Annotated in this window: 17 protein-coding genes and 1 tRNA gene; 8 read left to right on the top strand and 10 right to left on the bottom strand. The window is 62.1% G+C overall.

The features are described 5' to 3' along the window. Positions 1-50: 50 nt before the first annotated feature. Complete coding sequence (locus tag IE166_RS10265; protein WP_189503542.1) at positions 51-1,031, top strand: LacI family DNA-binding transcriptional regulator; 981 nt, start codon at positions 51-53, stop codon at positions 1,029-1,031. A 63-nt stretch (positions 1,032-1,094) separates the two neighbouring features. Here IE166_RS10265 and IE166_RS10260 read toward each other — a convergent pair whose 3' ends face one another. The 8 genes from IE166_RS10260 to IE166_RS10225 all read right to left on the bottom strand — a co-directional run bounded on the left by IE166_RS10260 (position 1,095) and on the right by IE166_RS10225 (position 8,602). Next, entirely contained in the window at positions 1,095-2,360 is a 1,266-nt protein-coding gene (locus IE166_RS10260) for an ABC transporter substrate-binding protein (protein ID WP_189503540.1), read from the bottom strand. A 34-nt stretch (positions 2,361-2,394) separates the two neighbouring features. Beyond that, positions 2,395-3,231, bottom strand: a complete 837-nt coding sequence (locus IE166_RS10255; RefSeq protein ID WP_189503538.1) for a carbohydrate ABC transporter permease — start codon at positions 3,229-3,231, stop codon at positions 2,395-2,397. Continuing rightward, on the bottom strand, positions 3,228-4,169 hold the full coding sequence (locus IE166_RS10250; protein ID WP_189503536.1) for a carbohydrate ABC transporter permease: 942 nt from the start codon (positions 4,167-4,169) through the stop codon (positions 3,228-3,230). The genes IE166_RS10255 and IE166_RS10250 overlap by 4 nt, the downstream gene beginning before the upstream one ends. Further along, complete coding sequence (locus IE166_RS10245; protein ID WP_189503535.1) at positions 4,162-5,328, bottom strand: ABC transporter ATP-binding protein; 1,167 nt, start codon at positions 5,326-5,328, stop codon at positions 4,162-4,164. Before IE166_RS10245 ends, IE166_RS10250 begins: the two co-directional genes overlap by 8 nt. After that, positions 5,325-6,152 (bottom strand): metallophosphoesterase family protein, encoded by an 828-nt coding sequence (locus IE166_RS10240; protein WP_189503533.1) that lies wholly within the window; start codon positions 6,150-6,152, stop codon positions 5,325-5,327. The genes IE166_RS10245 and IE166_RS10240 overlap by 4 nt, the downstream gene beginning before the upstream one ends. A gap of 306 nt (positions 6,153-6,458) precedes the next feature. Then, positions 6,459-6,535 (bottom strand) — tRNA-Arg (locus IE166_RS10235). Positions 6,536-6,683: 148 nt separating this feature from the next. Continuing rightward, positions 6,684-7,412 carry an alpha/beta hydrolase family protein gene (locus IE166_RS10230; RefSeq protein ID WP_189503531.1) on the bottom strand — a complete coding sequence of 243 codons (729 nt, stop codon included), beginning with the start codon at positions 7,410-7,412 and terminating at the stop codon, positions 6,684-6,686. A 71-nt stretch (positions 7,413-7,483) separates the two neighbouring features. Next, the gene (locus IE166_RS10225) at positions 7,484-8,602 is read right to left on the bottom strand and encodes a DUF3182 family protein (protein WP_189503529.1); all 1,119 of its coding nucleotides are present in this window, start codon (positions 8,600-8,602) and stop codon (positions 7,484-7,486) included. A 276-nt stretch (positions 8,603-8,878) separates the two neighbouring features. Between IE166_RS10225 and IE166_RS10220 the strand changes: the two genes are divergently transcribed. From IE166_RS10220 to IE166_RS10205, 4 genes are all read left to right on the top strand, one after another. Beyond that, positions 8,879-9,331 (top strand): MarR family transcriptional regulator, encoded by a 453-nt coding sequence (locus IE166_RS10220; RefSeq protein WP_189503527.1) that lies wholly within the window; start codon positions 8,879-8,881, stop codon positions 9,329-9,331. Positions 9,332-9,587: 256 nt separating this feature from the next. Continuing rightward, complete coding sequence (locus IE166_RS10215; protein WP_189503525.1) at positions 9,588-11,549, top strand: glycosyltransferase family 2 protein; 1,962 nt, start codon at positions 9,588-9,590, stop codon at positions 11,547-11,549. Positions 11,550-11,686: 137 nt separating this feature from the next. Beyond that, complete coding sequence (locus tag IE166_RS10210) at positions 11,687-12,145, top strand: DUF2231 domain-containing protein (RefSeq protein ID WP_189503523.1); 459 nt, start codon at positions 11,687-11,689, stop codon at positions 12,143-12,145. Continuing rightward, a complete protein-coding gene (locus IE166_RS10205; RefSeq protein ID WP_189503521.1) occupies positions 12,138-13,637 on the top strand; it encodes a PQQ-dependent sugar dehydrogenase in 1,500 nt (499 codons plus the stop codon). Before IE166_RS10210 ends, IE166_RS10205 begins: the two co-directional genes overlap by 8 nt. Positions 13,638-13,668: 31 nt before the next feature. Here IE166_RS10205 and ppk2 read toward each other — a convergent pair whose 3' ends face one another. Then, a complete protein-coding gene (ppk2, locus tag IE166_RS10200) occupies positions 13,669-14,571 on the bottom strand; it encodes a polyphosphate kinase 2 (protein ID WP_189503519.1) in 903 nt (300 codons plus the stop codon). Between the two features lie 108 nt (positions 14,572-14,679). On the opposite strand from ppk2, the gene IE166_RS10195 reads away from it, so the two are divergent. The 3 genes from IE166_RS10195 to IE166_RS10185 all read left to right on the top strand — a co-directional run bounded on the left by IE166_RS10195 (position 14,680) and on the right by IE166_RS10185 (position 17,581). Next, complete coding sequence (locus IE166_RS10195; RefSeq protein WP_385966031.1) at positions 14,680-15,966, top strand: ATP-binding protein; 1,287 nt, start codon at positions 14,680-14,682, stop codon at positions 15,964-15,966. Positions 15,967-16,061: 95 nt separating this feature from the next. After that, positions 16,062-16,787: a phosphate signaling complex protein PhoU gene (gene phoU, locus IE166_RS10190; RefSeq protein WP_189503515.1), complete on the top strand. Its 726-nt coding sequence runs from the start codon at positions 16,062-16,064 to the stop codon at positions 16,785-16,787. 140 nt (positions 16,788-16,927) lie between these two features. Further along, on the top strand, positions 16,928-17,581 hold the full coding sequence (locus IE166_RS10185; protein WP_189505819.1) for a response regulator: 654 nt from the start codon (positions 16,928-16,930) through the stop codon (positions 17,579-17,581). Here the strand turns inward: IE166_RS10185 and IE166_RS10180 are convergent, their stop codons facing one another. Continuing rightward, on the bottom strand, positions 17,582-21,073 hold the full coding sequence (locus tag IE166_RS10180) for a PAS domain-containing hybrid sensor histidine kinase/response regulator (protein WP_189503513.1): 3,492 nt from the start codon (positions 21,071-21,073) through the stop codon (positions 17,582-17,584). Positions 21,074-21,164 lie beyond the last annotated feature (91 nt).

Here is a 21,164-nt window from a genome sequence, read left to right as displayed (position 1 = left end):
TGCTTCCTGTGCTAAAAGAAGGCCACCGTCCTTCTTGAGCTGGTAGGTTCATGGCCACACTTGCCGACGTTGCCGCCCGCGCTGGTTGTTCACTGGCCACTGCCAGCCGCGCTTTGACCAGGAGCGGTGCGGTCAGCGAAAGCATGGTTCGCCGTGTCACCAAGGCTGCGGCGGAACTCGGCTATCGCGTGCCAGCAAGCACTTCCGGTGCAAACTCGCGCCGCCGCGCCGTGGTCGGCGTGCTCATCCCCAGCATCACCAATCCGGTCTTCGCAACCTCGGTGTCGGTCATCCAGAACCGCATGCTGGTTGCCGGCCACCGCGTGCTCATCGCGCTGTCGAACTACGATCCGGCACAGGAAGCCGATGCCATCGCCACGCTTCTGTCGGAGCGCCCCACCGGCCTCATCCTGACGCTCTGCGATCCAAGCGCGGAGCTGCCGATCGCCGGTGACATGCCGCATGTCGTTCTCATGAACAATCGCCCGACCGAACGCTTTCCGGCAGCGGTCACGGCGGACAATCATGCGGCCGGCTTTGCCATCACCCGCCATTTGATCGAGCACGGCCACCGCGCCATCTTGTTCGTGTCCGGCAGCTTTGCGGCCTCCGATCGCGCGCGCCGGCGCTATGACGGCTATCTCGCCATGATGGCCCAGGCCGGGCTTGCACCCCTGAAAGCGCTCGAGGTCGGGTTCGGCGATTATGATGGGCTCGATCTCGGCGAAGCCCTGCGCATAGCCGAGCCCACCGCGATCATCGCTTCCAACGATCTCCTGGCGCTGGGTGTCATCGGCGCGCTGCGGCGCGAAGGCCTGACGGTCCCAGGCGATCTGTCGGTGGCCGGCTTCGACGGCATCGCCATCGGCCGCATGATCAATCCCGTGCTGACCACGATCGAGATGCCGGATGTCAGCATGGGCGCGGCTGCGGCTTCGCTTCTGCTCGATATCGCGGAAAACGACGCCGCGCCGCGTCACCTCGAAATCCCGTTCAGCCTGCGCACCGGCGGCACCGTTCGCACGATCTGATGGGCAAACACACGAAAGCCGCCCTGTGAGACTGCACAGGGCGGCTTTCAAAGCTTTGCGCTGTTACTTGCGCGGCAGCAGGCGCTTCACTTCACTGGCAGCGTCATCGAGCGCTTCCTGCGGCGTTGCGGACTGATCCACCACACGCGAGGTGTTGTCGACGATCGTCTGCGTGACGCGAACACCGTTGGCGCCCGGGAAGGCATACCAGGGGATCATGCGCGGCATCTGCTTCAAGCCGGCCTGGAACAGCGGGTTCTTCTCATAGAAGTCGCCGAGATATTCAGGAGACTTGGCGGCCAGCTCGTTGTTTGGGACATAGCCGGTGCCGGGAACCACGACCGACGCGCCGTAAGGACCGGCAGCGAACTTGGCGAACTTCCAGGCCGCATCCTGCTTGGCTTCGTCCTTGGTCAGGATCACCACGGCATTACCACCGGTCGGCAGCTTGCCGTTCTCGGCGTCGATCAGCGGGATTTCGGCCGTGCGCAGGTCGAACTTGTCACCGACATTCTTGATCGTGTTGCGCAGCGCGCCCGTGGTCTGGAAGGCGATGCCGACCTTGCCGGCGACGAAAGCCTGCTCGCCGGCCGGCTTGGTGAACACCGGCATGCCGGCTTCCTTTACCAGGCGGTCGACCACTTCCATGGCCTTCTGGCCAGCGGGTCCGTTGAAGGCGACTTCGGTCTCGTCTTCGTTCAGCATCGTGCCGCCGGCGCCGAACAGCAGCGCGGAGAACATCCAGTCGTCACCCTGCCAGCGGAAGTCGATGGAGTCGACGCCGTTGCCGAGCGCCTTGATCTTGGCACCGAGCGCGATCACCTCGTCCCAGGTCTTGGGCGGAGTGTCCGGGTTGCCACCAGCCTGCTTAACGAGGTCGGCATTGTAATACATGATCGGGTTGGAGGTCGCGAAAGCGAGGCCGACCTGCTTGCCGTCGACCTGAGCGAGCTTGAGGATGTTATCCGAGAAGCCCTGTTCCGCCATGTTCTGATCCTTGGCGATCAGCGTTCCCATATCCACGGGAATGCCGCGCTCGTCGGCCATGCGAAGACGGTTGAGGCCGATAAAGGTCAGGTCCGGCATTTCGGACGTGCCGACCTGGCGCATGATCGTCTGGATGCCTTCCTCATAGGTCGCGGAAGGGTTGGCGAACTGGATCTTGATATCCGGATTTTCTTCCATGAACTTCTTCGAGATCGTGTCCATCACGTCCTTGAAGAAGCCGGGCATCGGGTAATGCACGGTCAGCGTGGTGTCGGCGAAAGCCGGGAAGGCAGTAGTGATCGCGACAGCGGCGGTCGCGAGCAGCTTGGTGAAGTGCTTCATGAGGCGAGTGCTCCTTGGAGGATGAGAAACCGGATCAGCCTTTGAGACCGGTCATGGTGATGCCCTCGACGAAGCGCTTCTGTGCGAGCAGAAAGGCAGCGACGAGGGGGAAGGTGATGATGAGGGTGGCGGCCATCAGCGCGCCGTAGTCGTCGCCGGCTTCTGCCGCGCGGAAGTAAAGCAGGCCGAGCGGCGGCGTGGCGTAAGCCTGGTTGGACACCACGATCAGCGGCCAATACAGATCGTTCCAATGCGCAACCACCGAGAAGATCGCGAAGGCGGTGATCGCCGGCCAGGCATTGGGCACGATGACCCGGGCGATGATGCCGATCTCGCTCATGCCATCCAACCGCGCCGCATGGATCAGGTCATCCGGCATCGAGCGGAAGAACTGCAGAAACAGGAAGATGCCGAACACCGAGATCGTGAAAGGCGCCACCAACGCGACATAGCTGTTCAGCGCGCCAACCCGGTCGAAAGCAACATAGAGCGGCAGGGCGGTCGCATGGATCGGCACAAGGAGGCCGAGCATCACCAGCACCATCATGGCGCGCGCCGCCCTGAACTTCAGCTTGGCCATGGCGTAGGCGCAAGGGATTGCGACCACCACCTGGAATACGAGGATCAACAGGCAGACCAGCACGCCGTTGAACAGCAAAGTCGTCATGGAAACGCGCGACCACGCCTTGGCGAAGTTCTCGAAAAAGAACCACTGCTGCGGGATGAGCGAAAGCGAGGACGTGAAGATGTCGCTCTGCGCCTTTCCGGCCGTCGAGATCATGAAGATATAAGGAGCGAGGAAAACCAGCGCGCCGAAGCTCAACACGGCAAGCCGTGCGACCCGAGCCGGGGTGAAACCGTTGGAGGTCATGTGTAATGCACCTGCTGGTCCTGGATGCGGTATTGCACGATCATCAGGACGATCAGAATAGCCAAGAAAACCACGGTCATGGCGGAGGCATAGCCCACCCGCAGATAGACGAAGCCTTCCTGGTAGATGGTGAAAAGCAGAACCTCAGACGCCTTGTTCGGCCCGCCTTCCGTCAGCGTCTTCACCGTCTCGAACACCTTAACGGCATTGATGACGCTGATCGTCGTGACGAACAAAGTGGTGGGTCCGAGCATCGGCCAGGTCACCAGCCGGAACCGGTCCCAAGCGGACCGCGCGCCATCCACTTCCGCCGCCGCATAAAGATCGCGCGGAATGGCGGTGAGGCCGGCAAGAAACAGAACGAGGTTGAAGCCGACCGTCTGCCAGATGCCGATGATCGCCAGACTGTAAAGAACGGTGCTGGATGCACCGAGCCAGTTCGGGCCCTGAATGCCGACAAGTGCCAGCATCGCATTGATCGGCCCGATGCTTGGATGGAACAGGTATTGCCAGACCGTCGCCATCGCGACCAGCAGCGACGCCACGGGAAGAAAGTAGGCCGTTCGGAAGAAGGATCGCCCGATCCCTTCCGCCTCGATCAGCATGGCCAGACCGAGCGCCAAAAAGATTGAAACCGGCGCCACGATCGCGGCATAGACGAAGGTGTTCCAGAGCGACTGCCGGAACGTCCGATCGCCGAAAAGTTCGAGGTAATTTTCGGCGCCCACGAACTGAAAACCGGAATATCCAAGCTCAAAATCGGTAAAACCAAGCGTGATGACGGCGAAAACCGGAAGGACGATGAAGAAAAATGTCAGTAGGATTGCAGGTGCGGCGAGCAGCCAGGCCGTTCGCGCTTCATGCCTGGCGGCGCTGGATCGCGCCGAGACTTTCCCGAAAGTCTGCCCTTGCGATGGCGTCGCGACGATCTCAGCCATAGGCCAGTTCCCTGACATCGCTGTCGATCAGCGACGTCGAGCGCAACCGCCTGCCGTCTTCCGCAAACACGAACAACCGCTCCGGCGCAGCCGCCAGATGGATCCGCTTACCCGTTGATAATCCAGCACCTTCTGCCGGCGTGAGCTTGGCGATCATCGTGTCGCCGGACTGTTCCAGACGGCTGTAAACAATGATTTCGGAGCCCAAAAACTCCACCCGCTCCACCAGCGCCGGCAAACCACGGCCTTCGCGCGAAACGCTGACGAATTCCGGCCGGATGCCAAGCGTGACCTCCGATCCAACCGCCACATCGATGCGCGAAAGACCGCACCGCGCTTCCCCGAGCCCTACCGTCCCATCAGCCGCAACCTGTTGCGAAATCAGGTTAATCCGCGGCTGCCCAACGAACTTCGCGACCTCGACATGCTGCGGATCGTCATAGATCACCGCCGGTGCCGCCAGCTGCAGCAACGAGCCGCCGATCATCACCGCCACCCGATCCGCCATCGACAGCGCTTCCGCCTGGTCATGCGTCACGTAAACCGTTGGAACGCCAGCGCGGCGGTGCATCTCAACGATCTCGCCGCGCGCATGAACGCGCAAATTCGCGTCGAGATTGGACAGCGGCTCGTCCATCAAGAACACCGCCGGACGCCGCACCATGGCGCGCCCGAGCGCCACGCGCTGCCGCTGTCCACCCGACATCTGGCCGGGTTTGCGGTCGAGCAGATGGTCGATTTTGAGCGAGACGGCCATGTCGCGCACGTCGCGTTTGATATCGGCAATTGCCTGGCGCTGGCCGGGCATCAGCGGTCCAAGAAGAGGCAGTCGCTGTGCGCGTGTCAAACGGCGCATGACCAGGGGAACCGCGATGTTCTGCGCAGCCGTCAGATGCGGATAAAGTGCGTAGGACTGGAACACCATCGCGACATTGCGCGCCGCGGCCTGCAGCTTTGTGAGGTCCTGGTCGCCAACCGTGATCGTCCCGCTGTCGGCGGTTTCGAGGCCGGCCAGAATGCGCAAAAGCGTGCTCTTGCCGCAGCCGGACGGGCCAACCAGCGCGATGAACTCGCCGGGTTCCGCATCCAGGCTGACACCTTTCAGGATGGCGTTGCCGCCGAAGGATTTTTCGATGTTGCGAAGGGAAAGCGCGCTCATGCCGCCACCTCCGGCGGGGCGTCCCACGGATAGACTTCATGCACGACATCATCGATTACATGCGCCACCATGCCCGGCACGGTGACGATTTCGCTGCGAACATCGCCGTTCAATTCATGCACGGCAGCGCCAACGCGGCGCTCGCCAAGCATTTCGCGCTCGAGCTTGTCGATCACGAAGGCGGCGGACGGCGCCCAGGTCAGCGCCGTGTTCTTGTACTGGCCCTGCCAGGCCCAATGGGTGTGACCGCTGCCGACCAAGGCCACGTCATGCGCTGAGATCAGGTCGAAGACGCGTTGCCGCGGTGCCGGGCGAAAGCCCCAGTAGCCGGTCTCGCCTTCATCAGGGGCATCCACGAACAGCGGCTTGTGCGAGAACAGGGCAACGCGACGTCCGCCGCGCTCTTCGAGGACCTTCTGCAGCCACTCGAACTGCATGGCTTCCTCGTCATTGTCATGCCCGAGCAGAAGCGCGTTGATGCCGACCAGACGCCAATCCCGGGTGTCTTCCACGAAGCGGTCGCCGCCCACCAACCCGCGCCAGCGCTGAAGCCGCTCGGCGTTTGCTGGCTGGTGCATGTCCGGATAATGGCCGACATCGTGGTTTCCCGGCACGATCAGCATCGGCACCGGAAGCTGACGCATCAGCTCCATGGAAAAGGCGATGTCCGCCTCGTTGTCGGCACCGTCGACGGTCAGATCGCCGGTATGCACGATCAAATCGGCATCCTGGCTTTCGATCCAGTTCAGCAGCGGCGCCCAGTTGCCGTTGAAGTGACGCTTCTTGGGGCTGAAATGCGTGTCGGTGATCTGGATGATTTTCAAGGCCGTCTCCGAAGTCGTCGCGGGCTCCGTCTAGAACGGCGCCTCACTCGGTCCGGGGCTCTAAAGCCTCAGCATGTCGTCCACGTAACAGGCGTTTCAGCCTGCTTTCCAATTTCGTCACAGAACCGACACAGAAGGATTTGGCGGCGGGAGCTTTAGCGAAGGCGAGGCAAGACGCTTAAGCGAAGCACGATCGTCATCGTGACGCTCTGGATGCTTGCTTTGATCGAAGCAACGGCGCGCAAAGAGCTGGGGGCTTCAACCAAGCGCCTCGGCCATGCAGATCAACGATTTTACGGAAAGAAGTGGCGCGCCCGAAGAGATTCGAACTCCTGACCCCCAGATTCGTAGTCTGGTGCTCTATCCAGCTGAGCTACGGGCGCGCATCAGGCAAAGCTGCCTGGGCGACGAAGGATCGCTCCGTCGTCGTGGGGCGGTAACTAGCCACTTGCGGCATGAAAGGCAAGCGCTTCGTCGTTGTTTTTGTCACGAAAGTGCAATGCTGAGGCCAAGATCCACAACCAGTCACAATCAACGTGCGGCGTGAACCATTTCGGTTATCCATTTCAGGAGAAGCTTGTCATAGGCGCGATGGCAGGTCGGGTCCGACAGCCCGTGATCTGCGCCTTTCAGCACGCGGTAAGTCACGGAATTGGCGGCGCGGAAGGCGCTGATATAGTTGGTGATGGTCTGGTGCGGCACGAAGTCGTCCTGTTCGGACTCCACGATGAGCGCATCGCCCTGAAAGGCCGCGCAGGCTGACAAGGCACGATTGTCTTCCGGCGGAAGCGCCATGTTGCGATACTTCATGAGGTCCTTGCGCTCGAGCGAAGCCTTGGCAGTGGACCATTCTTCGTCGCGGTAGAGTGCGGGAACGCGCATGGCGAGCCAGCGGATCGGCCGTTCCCGCGTCAGAAGGGCTGCCATGTAGCCGCCATAGCTGCTGCCGACCACGGCGATGGCGGACTTGTCGACCGAAGGCTGATCAGCGAGAACGTCATAGGCGGCCAGCACATCGCGGAAATTGTCGTCGCGCGTCACCGAGCGCTGCTTGGCCTTGCTGGCGGCGTGACCGCGCAGATCAAAGGTCAGGCACATGCAGCCGAGTTCGGCGATTTCCTTGGAGCAGCTCATATCCTGCTCCTGGCTGCCACCCCATCCATGGATGAAGAGGACGCCGGGCAGGGTGGTTTCGGGGGAAGCAAGCGTGCCGGCAACGGGCTCGTCGCCAACATTGATTTGTATGACGTGGCTGCGCATTGATTATGTCAGTCCTCGAAAAACGGCGCAGTCACTGCCGCGCCATCTTGGGTTTCGTTCCATCCGTTTCCTCAGCACGGATCGATATAAACATACTTCTTGATATGTCCGATATCCGGATCGTCGCCATTGAAGGTGACAGCTGCATTGGGCGGAATCTGCACGTCCTGGCGATAGGTCTCGACGCACACGGCATGGACCGTATGCCGGGTCGGTTCGGCGATCAGCGTCTTGATGGCGAGGATTTCAGCCGGCGTCGCGCCGCCCATGCGCCAGCTTTGTTCCAGCACGCCGGCCCGGACCGTACCGTCGGCCGCGCTGCCCCGCGCGACATCGTAGTTGCGGCGCGAGATGATGCTTTGCGGGAAGCAGCGGTCGGCGGCAGCATCGAAGCGCATGGCCTGTTCAACGGCGAGTGCGACTTCCGGCGTTGGTGCGTTTGCCAGCAAGGCATCGAACCCGCCGCGCGTGACGGCAAGGGCGGAGCCGCCATAAGCCGTATTGCCGTCATGGTTGCGGGTCAGCGTCTGCGTGCCATGATACGACGCGACCATGTCGCCGAAACGCACCTGACCGACGCTGAAGGTGATGACGTCGAGGAGGTTTTCTTCGATCACCAGGCCTGCGCGCGCGATGACACCCGGATCGAAATGGGCGAGGGCGGCATCCAGATCATCCTCGCTTTGCACGGCGATCTGGCCACGTCCGCCGGTTTCCTCGACCGCCTTCAAGCGGATCGCGCTGCTTTCCAGCATGCGCCGGGCGGCTTCGATCGCGTCATCGCGCGAAAACACGGTGAAACCCTTGAGCACGACATCGCGTACGGCTTCAGGAAAATCGTGCGACCAGCCTTCAGGCTGGGCCGCGTCGCGCGAGATCAGCGGATGGACGATCGCTTTCGTGGCAACGAAGGGATGAGGAACGATGCCGCCGAGAAAATCATGCTCGCTCTTCAGGCCGAGCACGATTGCTTCCGACAAGGCCAAGGCATCGCTGGGCAGGAGATAGGTGCTGGCGCCATCGGGAACGGGATCGGCGGGCCGAAAGGCGTAGCCTTTCAGCGCGGCGACTTGGTCGGCAATCCAGTGGCGGGTGTCACGCTCATGCTGGCTGCGGAAGCCGGAGCCTGCCGCAAGAATGACGACACGGCCTTGCCGCGGATCGGCGGCTGCTTCGAGAACGGCTTGCATAGGAGCCTCCTTTGCTAGGACTTGGCTTCACTGGGCCGCCCCGCTCAAGCGGAACGTCGACGAAAAGGACTGGGCTGTGCAAAGGTTCCCGTGCCGCTTTTGAAGGCACGAATGGCTGCGAACGTCAGCAGGCTTTGGCTGGAGCCTAGCCGGCGTCCCTTTTTCGACAGATTTGCATGTGCTGCTCACTGGATCGCTGTCGAGTGACCCATACGGATCGCAGCAGTATCCGCCACGGGCACGATCCCCAGCATTCCTGGTTGCTTGAGGTGCGCCGTGGCAGCAAAGAAGACGATTTCCGCACCGGCTCTGGCCGAGCGTCTGGAATTGGCAGGACGGTCGCTTCATTCGATCGGCTATGCTGAGGGCCTTTACCCCGCGCAATGGACGGCGCTGCGCTATTTCGCAAAATCGCCGGATGGCGCCCGCACGGCCAGCAGCCTCGCGCGGTTTCAGGGCCTCGCCAATGGACCGGTGAGCCGTACCGTGCGCACGCTGATCCAGAAGGAACTGGTGCGCAAGGCAGCGCATCAGCCAGCCGGGCGCGCCGAGCATCTGGAAGTGGCCGAGAAGGGCTACCTTCTTTTGGAGCGCGATCCGATCCGCAGCCTTGTCGAAGTCATCGAGCGCATGAGCGACCGGGAGCGCGGAGCGCTGGCTTCGGCGCTCGAGGCCGTGATCGGCATCGCCTCCGATATCTGGGCGAAGGAAAGCGGCGAGCGCCGATAGTTTTGGCCACAACAAAGCAGCGTCTTCATCGCAGCGGGTGATTGCGCATCCGCTGGGATCAACTACAATCGGGGTGGGGATTGTAAGTTGTGCGGCGTTGTGGGAAAGTTGCGTTCATGGCTCATCGAGCGGGGATTGCCATACGATCGAGCGCGAACAAGCATCTTGGCATCAGGATGCTCTCGGTAGCGCAGGATAGTCTTGGCTCTTGCTGGAAATTGCCGGACAGCGATCTTTTCCATGCGTGCGTGCTCGCATGAGCGCCGTCGAGAAAGTCTTCGAGCCGGAACTGAACGACAACAGCCCGCACCGGCAGCCGCAAGCGCTGGTTCGCCGTGGCGCCTCGCCGGTTGAACCGTTCGAAGAGGCTTGCGACTGGCTGCCGGTGTTGCAGCGCCTCGGCATCCAGGCGGATCGCCTCGTGCCGGTCGCCACCCGTGCGCGCGCCAACAAGACGCCGTTCCATGTCGAGCTTCTGGCGGCTGGCCTGTGTGCGGAAGACCGGCTTTATCGCGCCGTCGCTATGGATTTGCGACTGGCCTTTCTGCCCGCTGTCGATCCGGCACGGCTGATCGTCCGGGAAGGCGACGCGCTCACGCTTCTGGGTTCGCCTTTCGCTTCGAGGCACGCGCGGCCGATCCTTTATGTCGAGCCCGACCGTCCGCCCACACAGTTGGTCGGAGCAGGCTTGCTTGATCTCCGCGGCTTGCGGCGGATGCTGGGTGACCATCCTGAACGCGCAGGGCGCATGGCGGTTGTGGCGCCGTCGATGCTGCGAAAGGCGCTGATCACCTGTTCCGAACCGCGCTTGAGCGCCCGCGCCTGCGAAACCCTGGCAAGCAACGTTCCTGACTGCTCAGCCAACGTCGTTGCGACGGTAGGGCAAGGCTTTGCGATCGGCGCGACGCTGGTCTCCCTGCCGCTTGGCTTCGCCCTATGGCCAAGCTCAGCGATGCTCGCTTTGCATCTCCTTTTCTCGCTGTTCTTCCTGGGCTGCGTTGCCTTGCGCATGCTGGCCGCGCGCCGGGCCGAGCCGCCTTACCTCGCCAAGCTGCCGCCCGTTGCGCCGGCTGATCTGCCTGTTTATTCCGTCATGATCGCGCTCTATCGCGAAGCCGCCGTTGTGCCGGAACTGCTGACATCGTTGGGCCGGATTGTCTGGCCGCGCGCCAAGCTGGAGATCAAGCTGGTTTGCGAGGCTGATGATACGGAAACGCTTGCCGCACTCCGCGCGCAACCTTTGCGGCCTTGGGTGGAGATCATCGAAGTGCCCGCTCAGGGGCCGCGCACCAAGCCGAAAGCGCTGACTTACGCACTGCCGCTGACATCCGGCGAACTCGTGGCGATCTATGATGCCGAGGACAAGCCGCATCCGCTGCAGCTGCTAGAAGCGTGGCAGACCTTTCGCGATGCGCCTCCGGATCTCGCCTGCCTGCAGGCGCCGCTGGTCATCACCAATGCCGGCGAAGGCATGATCCAGCGGCTGTTCGCCTTCGAATATGCCGCGCTGTTTCGCGGAATGCTGCCCTGGCTGGCGGCTAAGGGCGTAGTGCTGCCGCTTGGCGGAACGTCCAACCATTTTCGCCGCAGGGCGCTGGAAGCGGTCGGCAGCTGGGACCCGTTCAACGTCACGGAAGACGCCGATCTCGGTTTGCGGCTGGCGCGCTTCGGTTATCGCTGCGGCACGATCACCTATCCAACCTTCGAGGAAGCGCCGCACCGGCTAGGCGACTGGGTGCCGCAGCGGACGCGCTGGTTCAAGGGCTGGCTGCAAACCTGGCTGGTCCATATGCGCAATCCCCGGCAACTGCGCCGCGAGATCGGCACGGCCTCCTTCCTGATCGTTCAGGTGCTGTTTGCCGGCATGGTGATCTCGGCCCTAGCGCATCCGCTCATGATCGTCACCATCGCTGCCATCCTGTTCGAAATGCTTCGTGCGGATACGATGACGCCGCATTCCGCTTTGTTTGCCGTCGATGTGATCAACATAAGCTGCGGCTATGCAGCTTTCCTCGTGCTTGGCGCGGCCACGCTGGTGAAGCGCGAGCGCAAGAGCCTGTGGAAGACGGTGCTCGCGACGCCCGTTTACTGGATGATGATCTCCTATGCCGCTTGGCGCGCGGCCTGGCATCTTTATGCCAAACCCTTCCATTGGGAAAAGACGCCCCATCGCATCAGCAAGAGCCGGTGGGTGAAACCGGCGAGCCGAACCGTTTAGACGCAAGCCCTCTGTCGGCACCTCTGCCGCACGCAGCGGCGGCGGCAAAACGCGAGAAATCTTTCCGGTCTGGGAACAAGGCGCGCCAGCTGGGAGTAAGATTGCCAGACATGGGTCTGGAACACGAAAGGTGAGCGATGGACACGACGTATTCGGTACCGGCTACGGTGCCTATTCCTTCCCGCCCGCTTTACGGGATGCTCGCGCAGTTTCCGGCGGTGTGCTTCACGCTCACATTGTTGACCGACATCGCCTTTTGGCGCTCCGCCAACATCTTGTGGCAGAACTTCTCCGCCTGGCTGCTGTTTGCCGGGCTGGTTTTCGGCGGCCTGGCAATTGTCGTTGGTGTCGTCGAGATGCTGGCACGGCGAAAGACGCGCCTGTTCCGGCCGAGTTGGGCGGCGATCATCGCCTATGTGGTGGTGCTCCTCTTGGCCGTCGCCAACAGCTTCGTGCATGCCGGCGATGGCTGGACCGCCGTTGTGCCTTACGGCCTCGCACTGTCTGCCGTGACTTTCGTGGTGATGCTTCTGGCTGCCTGGCTCAACCGATCGGTCGTGTCGCGTCGAAGCGTGGGAGTGAACCACTATGCGTAACCGCTCATCCTTCCTCCGCGCTTCCGTTCTTGCTGGCAGCACTGCGGCTCTTCTCGGAGTGGCTGGCTGCTCCGATGAAAGCGCCAACTTTGATGTCTCTCAACAGATCGGGCCGAACCCGGTTCTGCCGGAACCAAGCTCCCAGCTGGTGCCCGATCTGAAGGTCGCCGAGGTGATCGGCTGGCAAAACAACAAAATGCCGACCGTGCCCGAAGGGCTGACGATCACAGCCTATGCCAAGGATCTCGCGAACCCTCGCACCGTTCATACGCTGCCCAATGGCGACGTTCTGGTGATCCAGTCGCAAGGTCCCGGCGTCGAGCCCCTCTCGCGACCCAAGGACATGATCCGAGGCTGGATCATGTCGATCGCGCATGGCGGCGGTGGCGGTCAGAAGAAGGAAAGCAACCTCATCACGCTGCTGCGAGACACCAATCGCGACGGCACGGTGGATGAACGCAGCGACCTCCTGAAAGGCCTGAACTCGCCCTTCGGTGTGGCGTGGATCGACAACACGCTTTACGTGGCCGCAACTGATGCGATCCTGGCCTACCCCTATGAACTCGGCCAAACCGCCATCACCGCGCAGCCCAAGCTGGTGACGGCGCTTCCCGGTGGGCCGATCGACCACCATTGGACAAAGGATCTCGCGCTGAGCCCGGATGGCCGCATGCTTTATGCCTCCGTCGGCTCCAACTCCAACATCGTGGAAAACGGGCTGGAAGCGGAAAAAGGGCGAGCAGCCATCTGGCAGGTGGATCGGCAAACCGGTGCTGCGCGCGTTTATGCGTCCGGCTTACGCAACCCGAACGGGCTGAGCTTCAATCCGCAGGATGGCCGGCTTTGGGCCGTCGTGAACGAGCGCGATGAACTCGGGCCAAACCTCGTTCCCGATTACATGACATCGGTGCAGGACGGCGCGTTCTACGGTTGGCCATGGAGCTATTATGGCGGCCATGTCGATCAGCGCGTGCATCCGCAACGGCCGGATATGGTGGAAAAGGCAATCCCCGCCGATTACGCCCTGTCCAGTCACGTCGCGGCCCTGGGCATGACCTTCTCCATGAACTCGGCGCTGCCGGCCGCCTTCGCCAATGGTGCGTTTATCGGCGAACATGGCAGCTGGAACCGCACGGCTTTCAACGGCTACAAGGTCGTTTACGTGCCATTCGAAAACGGCAAGCCGGTCGGCAAGGCGCAGGATTTCGTGACCGGCTTCCTGCAAGGAGACGAGGCGCAAGGGCGTCCGGTGGGTGTCGGCATTGACGGTACGGGCGCACTCCTGGTTGCCGATGACGCCGGCAACACGGTCTGGCGGGTTGCTGCAGCGGATGGTTCGATTTTGCCGCAGCCGATTGGCACCGATCAGATGCCCGAAGGCGCTACGACTGCAAGCACGGCGGCGCCGGGCCCACAGGCCGGAACGTCATCAACGACGCCGTCCCAAACGCAGATCGCGCCGGCTGTTCTACCGAGCGCAACGCCGCGCTAAGCCTAAACTGACGTTGCTCGACGCCCTGATCTCAAGGCGTCAGTAGCTTCGGCCCTTCGCCGACGATCTTCTTGTCCGGCTCGCCGATCGCGTCGCGGTCGCGGCCGGCATAGGGGATCGCCAGCAGGACGTGCCGGATCGCTTCGATACGAGCGCGGCGCTTATCGTTTGACCGCACCACCAGCCACGGCGCGTGCTTTGTGTGCGTCGCCTCGAACATCTCATTGCGCGCGCGGGTATAAGCATCCCAGCGGCTCAGGCCCGCAATATCGATCGGCGAGAATTTCCAGCTTTTCAGGATGCTGTGGCGCCGGTCGTGAAAGCGCTTGAGCTGCGTTTCGCGCCCGATATCCAGCCAGATCTTGAAGAAGTGGATGCCGTCATTGACGATCATCTGCTCAAGCAAGGGCGCTTCATGCAGGAAGCGCTGGTGCTCTTCTTCCGTGCAGAACCCCATCACGCGCTCGACACCGGCCCGGTTGTACCAGGACCGGTCGAAGGTCACGAACTCGCCATGGCTGGGAAACTGCTGGATGTAGCGCTGGAAATACCATTGGCCGCGCTCGGTTTCCGTCGGCTTGGGTAGGGCCACATTGCGAGCAGTGCGTGGATTGAGGTTGGCGCGAAAGGCCCCGATCGTGCCGCCTTTGCCTGCGGCATCGCGGCCTTCGAACACGATCATCACCCGTTTGCCCGTCTTCAGCAGCCAATCCTGCAGCCGCACAAGTTCGACCTGAAGCTTGTCGAACTGCGCTTCGAACGGGTCCTTCTTCATGCCCTTGTCGTAGGGAAAGCCGCCGGCGCTCAGTTCCTTGTCCTTGATCCAGTCCGGCAGATCGGGCTCGTCGATGTCGAACAGGTGGGTCGTTCCATCGATCTCGAGCGTCACTGCCGCCGTGTCAGGGAAATTTGCCGGCGCTATTTTTTCGCTCATCCCGTTCTCCTGCAATCAGCCTGTCATGGTATCTGATGCATGGAGATAGTTCCTGAGCCGGATTTGGAAACAGGGCCGCTTGCAGGAGCGGGAAAGGGAGGGTGCATCGTGGCGGCCGAAGGGCTTGAAAGGCGGCGGGACCGAAGTCCGCACGTGTCGGCGCTGGCGATCCTTGTTGTCGCCTTGGTCGCCATTGCGGTGCTGTGCGCGCTTCAGCCTACGCTTCTTTGGCCGAGCCTTGGCTTTGCTCTCGCTCTGATTCTCGTCGCGCTGGTAACCTCCGGCCGAGCCGCCAAGCGCATTGCCTTGCCCGACAGTGGCCCGTGGTTGAGCCAGGATGTCCAGGCGGCGCCGAGCTTTTCGCAGCTCGATCTGGCCCGCGCCGTGGCAGATCCGCTGATCGTGTTCGACCGCAACGGCGTGGTGATCCATGCCAATCCGGCAGCGCTTTCCGCCTTTGATCCGGTGACGCCCGGCACGATGCTGCAACTGCGGTTTCGCGCCCCCGAACTGCAAAGCCTTGTCGAACATGCGCTGAACGGCAGCGATGGAAGCGAACCGGTGGATTATGCCGAGCGCTTCCCGGTAGAGCGGGTGTATCGCGTCAGCGTCGCACGGCTTGATGCAACGCGCGGCCTGTTCGCCCTCATCTTCCGCGATCACAGCGAAGCGCGGCGCATCGACCGGATGCGCGCCGACTTCATCGCCAATGCCAGCCATGAATTGCGCACGCCGCTCGCTTCCATTTCCGGCTTCATAGAAACGCTGCGCGGCCCGGCCCGCAACGATGCCGCCGCACGCGACCGCTTCCTCGGCATCATGCAGGACCAAACCGGTCGCATGGCCCGCCTGATCGACGACCTCCTGTCGCTATCGCGCGTGGAAATGAAGCCGATGCTCAAGCCCGGCGAAACGGCCGACCTGCGCCCGATCCTTGAAGCGGTCATCGCCACCATCAGCCCGCGTGCGAGGGAAGCCGGCTTGACGATCGAGACTGATCTGGAAGAGGGCGAAGCCAAGGTTCTGGGCGACCGTGACGAACTGTTTCAGGTGTTCGAGAACCTTCTGGAAAACGCCTGTAAATATGGCCGCTCCGGCGAGCGCGTGGATGTCAGCCTTCATCGGACCACGGAAGGCGGGCATTCCGGCATCGCCGCTTCGGTGCGCGATCATGGGCCGGGTATTCCGGCCGAACATATCCCGCGCATCACCGAACGCTTCTACCGGATCGATGCCGAAGCCAGCCGCAACCAGAAGGGGACGGGTCTGGGCTTGGCCATCGTCAAGCACATCGTGACCCGTCACAATGCGCGTCTGTTGATCCGCTCCAAGATTGGAGAAGGCACCGAATTCACGGTTTTCTTCCCCGATCAGGCAGCTAAAGCCGGAAAATAAGACTGGATTGCTCCTGATATTCGTCGTTTTGTCACGCAAAACAGGTATCTGAATGGGAATCATCCGACTCCCATCTGCATCGGACAAGAACCGCAATGGTCGCTCAGCAGCATATCGTTCGCGCCTATGATGAGGAACTGAAGTTCCTTTCGGCGCGCATTGGCGCCATGGGTGGCCATGCCGAGCGCATGGTGGAGCGCGCCGTGCAGGCGCTGGTGAGCTCCGATGCAGCCTTGGCGCAGCGCATCATTCACGACGACAAGATGCTGGATGACGCCCAGCGCGAGATTGACGAAAAAGCCATCGTCATCATCGCCCGCCGGCAGCCGCTGGCGCATGATCTGCGCGAAATCATTGGCGCGATCCGCATTTCCAGCGATCTCGAGCGCATCGGCGATCTCGGCAAGAACATCGCCAAGCGCGTGGTGGCAGTCAGTGAAGCACGCCAGCCGTTGCGTGTGTTTCGCGGCATGGAAGCGCTGTCGGCGCTGGCTCTTGCTCAGCTCAAGGAAGTGCTGGACATCTTCGCCAGCCGCTCGGTAGACCGCATTGCCTCCTTGCGCGATCGCGACGACCAGATCGACCAGATGTATACGTCGATGTTCCGCGAATTGCTGACCTATATGATGGAAGATCCGCGCAACATCGCGCCCTGCACGCATCTCCTGTTCTGCGCCAAGAATATCGAGCGCATCGGCGATCATGCGACCAATATCGCGGAAACGGTTTACTACACCGCGACCGGCCGTCAGCTTCCGACGGAACGGCCCAAGGATGATCTCAGCCACGACGTCATCGCGCCAATGGCAGTTTCTCAGTGAGCCTGCGACTTCAAGGCGCCTGACAGACTATAGCATCAAGCGCTTCAATCGGTTACCCGCGATTAGGTCTTTGCCTTGGGCTGCACTTGCCCGCATAATAGGCATGGATCGACACGCTTCGCTTGGGAGACCGGCTGCTTTTGGAATCCAGCCTGAAATTCGTCATCGCTGACGATCATCCATTGTTTCGCGGCGCCTTGCGACATGCGCTGGTGGGACTTGGAGAAGACATCCGAATACTGGAAGCCGGCGACTTCGAGGCCGCGCAAGTCATCGTGGCCGCCGAGGACGACATCGATCTTCTGTTGCTCGATCTGTCGATGCCTGGCGCTAGCGGCTTGTCGGGTCTGGTTGCAATGCGAGCGGCCTTTCCCGCGACGCCTGTGATCGTGGTATCCGCCCATGATGCCGCGCAAACGGTGCGTCGCGCGCTGGAACTCGGCGCGTCCGGCTTCATCTCGAAGTCAGCCAGCATGGAGGAGATCCGCAGTGCGGTTCGTCAGGTGCTGGAAGGTGGCGTCGCCACGCCCGCCCATCTGGACCTCGGCACGGAAGGCGACGCCGAAGTCTCGCAGCTCATTCGCCGGCTGCAAAGCCTGACGCCCCAGCAAACGCGCGTTTTGACCATGCTGGCGTCGGGCTTGCTCAACAAGCAGATCGCCTTCGAACTCGACGTCTCGGAAGCGACGGTGAAGGCTCACGTATCAGCGGTTCTGCAGAAACTCGGCGTCGACAGCCGCACGCAGGCAGTAATTCTCCTGTCGAAGCTGGGCAGCGATCCCAGCGCCAGCTGATCACTCGGCCGCTTCTTCCATCCGCTTGAGGCGACCGAGCGTCATGCGCAGAACCGCCGGCTTCACCGGCTTGTTGATCACCGTCATGTCGAGCGCGGTTGCGCCAGATCGCGCTTCCGCGCCGCGATCGGCCGTCACCAGCACGGCTGGAATGAACAGCTTGTGCCTGGCGCGCATGGCCGTCACTGCGTCGAGACCGGTCTCGTTGTCGAGGTGGTAATCCACCAGCATCATGTCGGGCACCACCTCGAATGCCAGCGCGTCTTGCGAATTTAGGGCAATGCTCACGTCGCAACCCCAGCCTTCCAGCAGCCGCTTCATCGCGTCGAGGATCTGCGGATCGTTGTCGATGCACAGGATCTTCAGCCCGGAGACGTCGGCCGCACCTGGAACAGGCGCGGACAAGGCAGCCTGGTCGGCTGCAAGCGACGGCGGCTCGGCACGAGGGAGGATCACCGAAAACCGCGTACCGCGCCCCTTATGCGACTCGATCTGGATTTCGAGGCGCAACACGCGCGCAATGCGGTCCACGATCGACAGGCCGAGCCCAAGCCCTTGCGCTTCCCGCGCGCCCTCGTCGAGACGCAGGAACTCCTGGAAGACGCTGTTGAGATCGTTGCTGGCAATGCCGATTCCGGAATCCAGCACTTGGATTTCCAGCAGTTTGCCGCGTCGGCGCACACCGATGAGGATGCGGCCTGAGCGGGTATATTTGATCGCGTTGGAGACGAGGTTCTGGATCACCCGGCGCAGCATGTTGCGGTCGGTGTGAACGGCAAGCGTCGAAGGCAGGATGCGCAGTTGCAGTCGCTTCTCGGCCGCCATGGGCGAAAAGTCGGTCTGGATCTGCTTCAACAGCGCATCAAGCCGGAACGTGGTTTCGTTCGGTTTCTGCGCGCCGGCATCGAGCCGGGAAATGTCGAGCACCGCGCCGAGGATGGTTTCCACGGATTCCAGTGACGACTCGATGTTGGTGGCGGCTTGGCGAAGGTCGTTTTCTTCCGCCCGCTCGATCAGGGACGAGCAATACAGCCGCGCGGCATTCAGCGGCTGCAGGATGTCGTGCCCCGCGCCGGCCAGGAAGCGCGTCTTGGAGAGATTGGCTTCCTCGGCCACCTCCTGCGCCAGCGCCAGTTCCTGGTTCACGCGCGTTAGCTCGGCCGTGCGGCTGGCAACGCGCTGTTCCAGTGTTTCGTTGACGCGCTTCAAGGCGAGATCGGCGGCGACTGCTGCCGTCACGTCGGAATAGGTCGCGACCGTGCCGCCGTCCGGCATCGGGTTCGAGCGCAGCTCGATGATGCGGCCGGACGTCTTGAGCTCGATGCGCCAAGGCGTGCCGAAGCTGCTCAGCCGATTTAGCGCGGTGAGTTCGAGATCGGCGGGAATATCGCCGCGGTCCGCCAGATGGCGCAGGATGTGATGCAGAGAAACGCCGACCTGTCCGAGTGAATCCGGCAGGTCGAACAGCGAACGGAACTGCCGGTTCCAGTTGGTCAGCCGCAGATCCGTGTCGAACACGGTGATGCCCTGATCCATCTGGTCGAGCGCGGTTTGAAGCAGATCCCGATTGTGCTGCAACGCTTCGGACGCATCATCCAGCAGCCGCAGCGCATCTTTCTGGCTGCGATCGTTGCGCTGGAACAGCAAGGACAGGATGAGGCGCGAGGATGACGAACCAACCGCACTGGCCAGCAACTGCTCGGAAAAACGCACGACCGTCATGCTGGCCGGTTCGTTTCCGCCGGGAAGGGGCTCGTTGCCGGCGGTCGCAAAACTTTGGAATGAGCGCTCGGTGCGCTCTACGCCGAGATACCGGGCGATCGTGTCCTTGAGCTCGTCCACCGTCACCGTCGTGCGGAAGCGGCGCAGGCTCGGCATCGGATTGATGTCGCGCGGCACGAAGATCGCCGCTTGGATGCGCTCCAGCGGCATGGCCGAGCGCGACAGCGAGCCCAGCACGAAGAACAGCGTGTTGATGGCGAGGCTCCACAACACGCCGTGGTTCAGCGGCTCACCGACCGTGCCGAACAGCGATTGCGGCCGCAGCGCTTCCATGCCGAACAGGCCGCGCGTCAGGATGGCAGTATCGGCCGGCGCCAGCGAGGGCAGCAGCAGCGTGTAGGCCCAGAAGATGATCCCGGTGAGCATGCCCAGAACGGCACCGCGTCCATTGGCGCGGCGCCAGATCAAGCCGCCGAGGAAAGACGGCGCGAACTGTGCGACGGCGGCAAACGAGATCAGGCCGATCGAAGCCAGCCGCGTATTGTTGGTGGTTTCGCGATAATAAAAGAAGGCCGCAAGCAGGACGATGAAGATCGAGGCGCGGCGGACATTGAGGATCAGCCGCGACCAGTCTTCCACCCCGCGGCGATCGGGCTGCACGAGACGGCGCACGAAAAGCGGGATGATGAGGTCGTTCGAGATCATGACCGACAAGGCAACGCTTGCCACGATCACCATCGCGGTCGCCGCCGACAACCCGCCGATAAAGGCGAGCATGGCCAAACCGTCATGCCCGGCGATAAGCGGCAGCGCCAGCACGTAGAGATCGGCACTTGTGGAGCTGCCGACGAAGGTCAATCCGGCGAAGGCGATCGGCAGAACGAAGATGTTGATGGCGATGAGGTAAAGCGGAAACACCCGCGTTGCCGTGCGCAACTCCGCATCCGTTCTGTTTTCCACCACCGTGACGTGGAACTGGCGCGGTAGCATGACGATCGCGAAGGCCGACAGGAGGGTAGTGACGATCCAGGTCGGCAGGGAGGTGTTGTAGCCCACGGCTTCCTGCACGCGCTGATTGTTGCCGATCGCTTCGACGATGGGGCCGACCCCGCCGAAGAGAAAGAAGGTCACGGCGACGCCGACCGCCACAAAGGAGGCGAGCTTGACGATGGATTCCACCGCGACCGCCAGGATCAAGCCGTTCTGATGCTCCGTCGCATCGGCATGGCGCGTGCCGAACAGCACGGCAAAAACCGCGAGCAGCATGGCGATGGTCAGCGAAATGTCGCCGACAAAGAACTGCACATCCGGCGGCCGCGTATTGTAATGCTCCACCATCAGGCTGACGGTTTCGGAAATCGCCTTCAGCTGCAGCGCGATGTAAGGGATGGTGCCCAGCGTCGCGATCAGCGTGGCAAGCGATGCCACCGCAAAGCTCTTGCCATAACGCGCGGCCAGGAAGTCGGCGATCGAGGTGATCTTTTCCGACTTTGCGATTCTGATGATGCGGCGCAGCAGGGGATAGCCGAACACGAACACCAGCACTGGACCGATATAGATCGCGAGAAATTCAAGGGTGCGTTCGGATGCCAGGCCGACCGAGCCGAAGAAGGTCCAGGACGTGCAGTAGATCGCCAAGCTGAACGCGTAGGTCAGCGGCCGTCCGCCGGCGCTTTTTGCGGCCACGCGTCGTCGGTCGCCCAGGCTTGCCACCAGAAACAGCAGCGTCACATAGGCAAGTGCGGCAAGAACAACGGACCAACCCTGCAAGCGTCCTCCTCCATTGTTCAAAAGCAAAGCACGCGGGGTAAGCGCTGTCCAATGCTGCGAAAGGCCCTGCGGTGGATAGAGCGCGCCGCAC

This window comes from Tianweitania populi, assembly GCF_014652875.1.
Taxonomy (GTDB): domain Bacteria; phylum Pseudomonadota; class Alphaproteobacteria; order Rhizobiales; family Rhizobiaceae; genus Tianweitania; species Tianweitania populi.
This window is presented reverse-complemented; position numbering and strand designations above follow the sequence as displayed.

What these genes read in the sequence shown, in the direction of transcription:
- IE166_RS10265 (WP_189503542.1), top strand. Translation starts at nt 51, where the DNA reads ATGGCCACACTTGCCGACGTTGCCGCCCGCGCTGGTTGTTCACTGGCC.
- IE166_RS10260 (WP_189503540.1), bottom strand. Translation starts at nt 2,360, where the DNA reads ATGAAGCACTTCACCAAGCTGCTCGCGACCGCCGCTGTCGCGATCACT.
- IE166_RS10255 (WP_189503538.1), bottom strand. Translation starts at nt 3,231, where the DNA reads ATGACCTCCAACGGTTTCACCCCGGCTCGGGTCGCACGGCTTGCCGTG.
- IE166_RS10250 (WP_189503536.1), bottom strand. Translation starts at nt 4,169, where the DNA reads ATGGCTGAGATCGTCGCGACGCCATCGCAAGGGCAGACTTTCGGGAAA.
- IE166_RS10245 (WP_189503535.1), bottom strand. Translation starts at nt 5,328, where the DNA reads ATGAGCGCGCTTTCCCTTCGCAACATCGAAAAATCCTTCGGCGGCAAC.
- IE166_RS10230 (WP_189503531.1), bottom strand. Translation starts at nt 7,412, where the DNA reads ATGCGCAGCCACGTCATACAAATCAATGTTGGCGACGAGCCCGTTGCC.
- IE166_RS10225 (WP_189503529.1), bottom strand. Translation starts at nt 8,602, where the DNA reads ATGCAAGCCGTTCTCGAAGCAGCCGCCGATCCGCGGCAAGGCCGTGTC.
- IE166_RS10215 (WP_189503525.1), top strand. Translation starts at nt 9,588, where the DNA reads ATGAGCGCCGTCGAGAAAGTCTTCGAGCCGGAACTGAACGACAACAGC.
- IE166_RS10210 (WP_189503523.1), top strand. Translation starts at nt 11,687, where the DNA reads ATGGACACGACGTATTCGGTACCGGCTACGGTGCCTATTCCTTCCCGC.
- IE166_RS10205 (WP_189503521.1), top strand. Translation starts at nt 12,138, where the DNA reads ATGCGTAACCGCTCATCCTTCCTCCGCGCTTCCGTTCTTGCTGGCAGC.
- ppk2 (WP_189503519.1), bottom strand. Translation starts at nt 14,571, where the DNA reads ATGAGCGAAAAAATAGCGCCGGCAAATTTCCCTGACACGGCGGCAGTG.
- phoU (WP_189503515.1), top strand. Translation starts at nt 16,062, where the DNA reads ATGGTCGCTCAGCAGCATATCGTTCGCGCCTATGATGAGGAACTGAAG.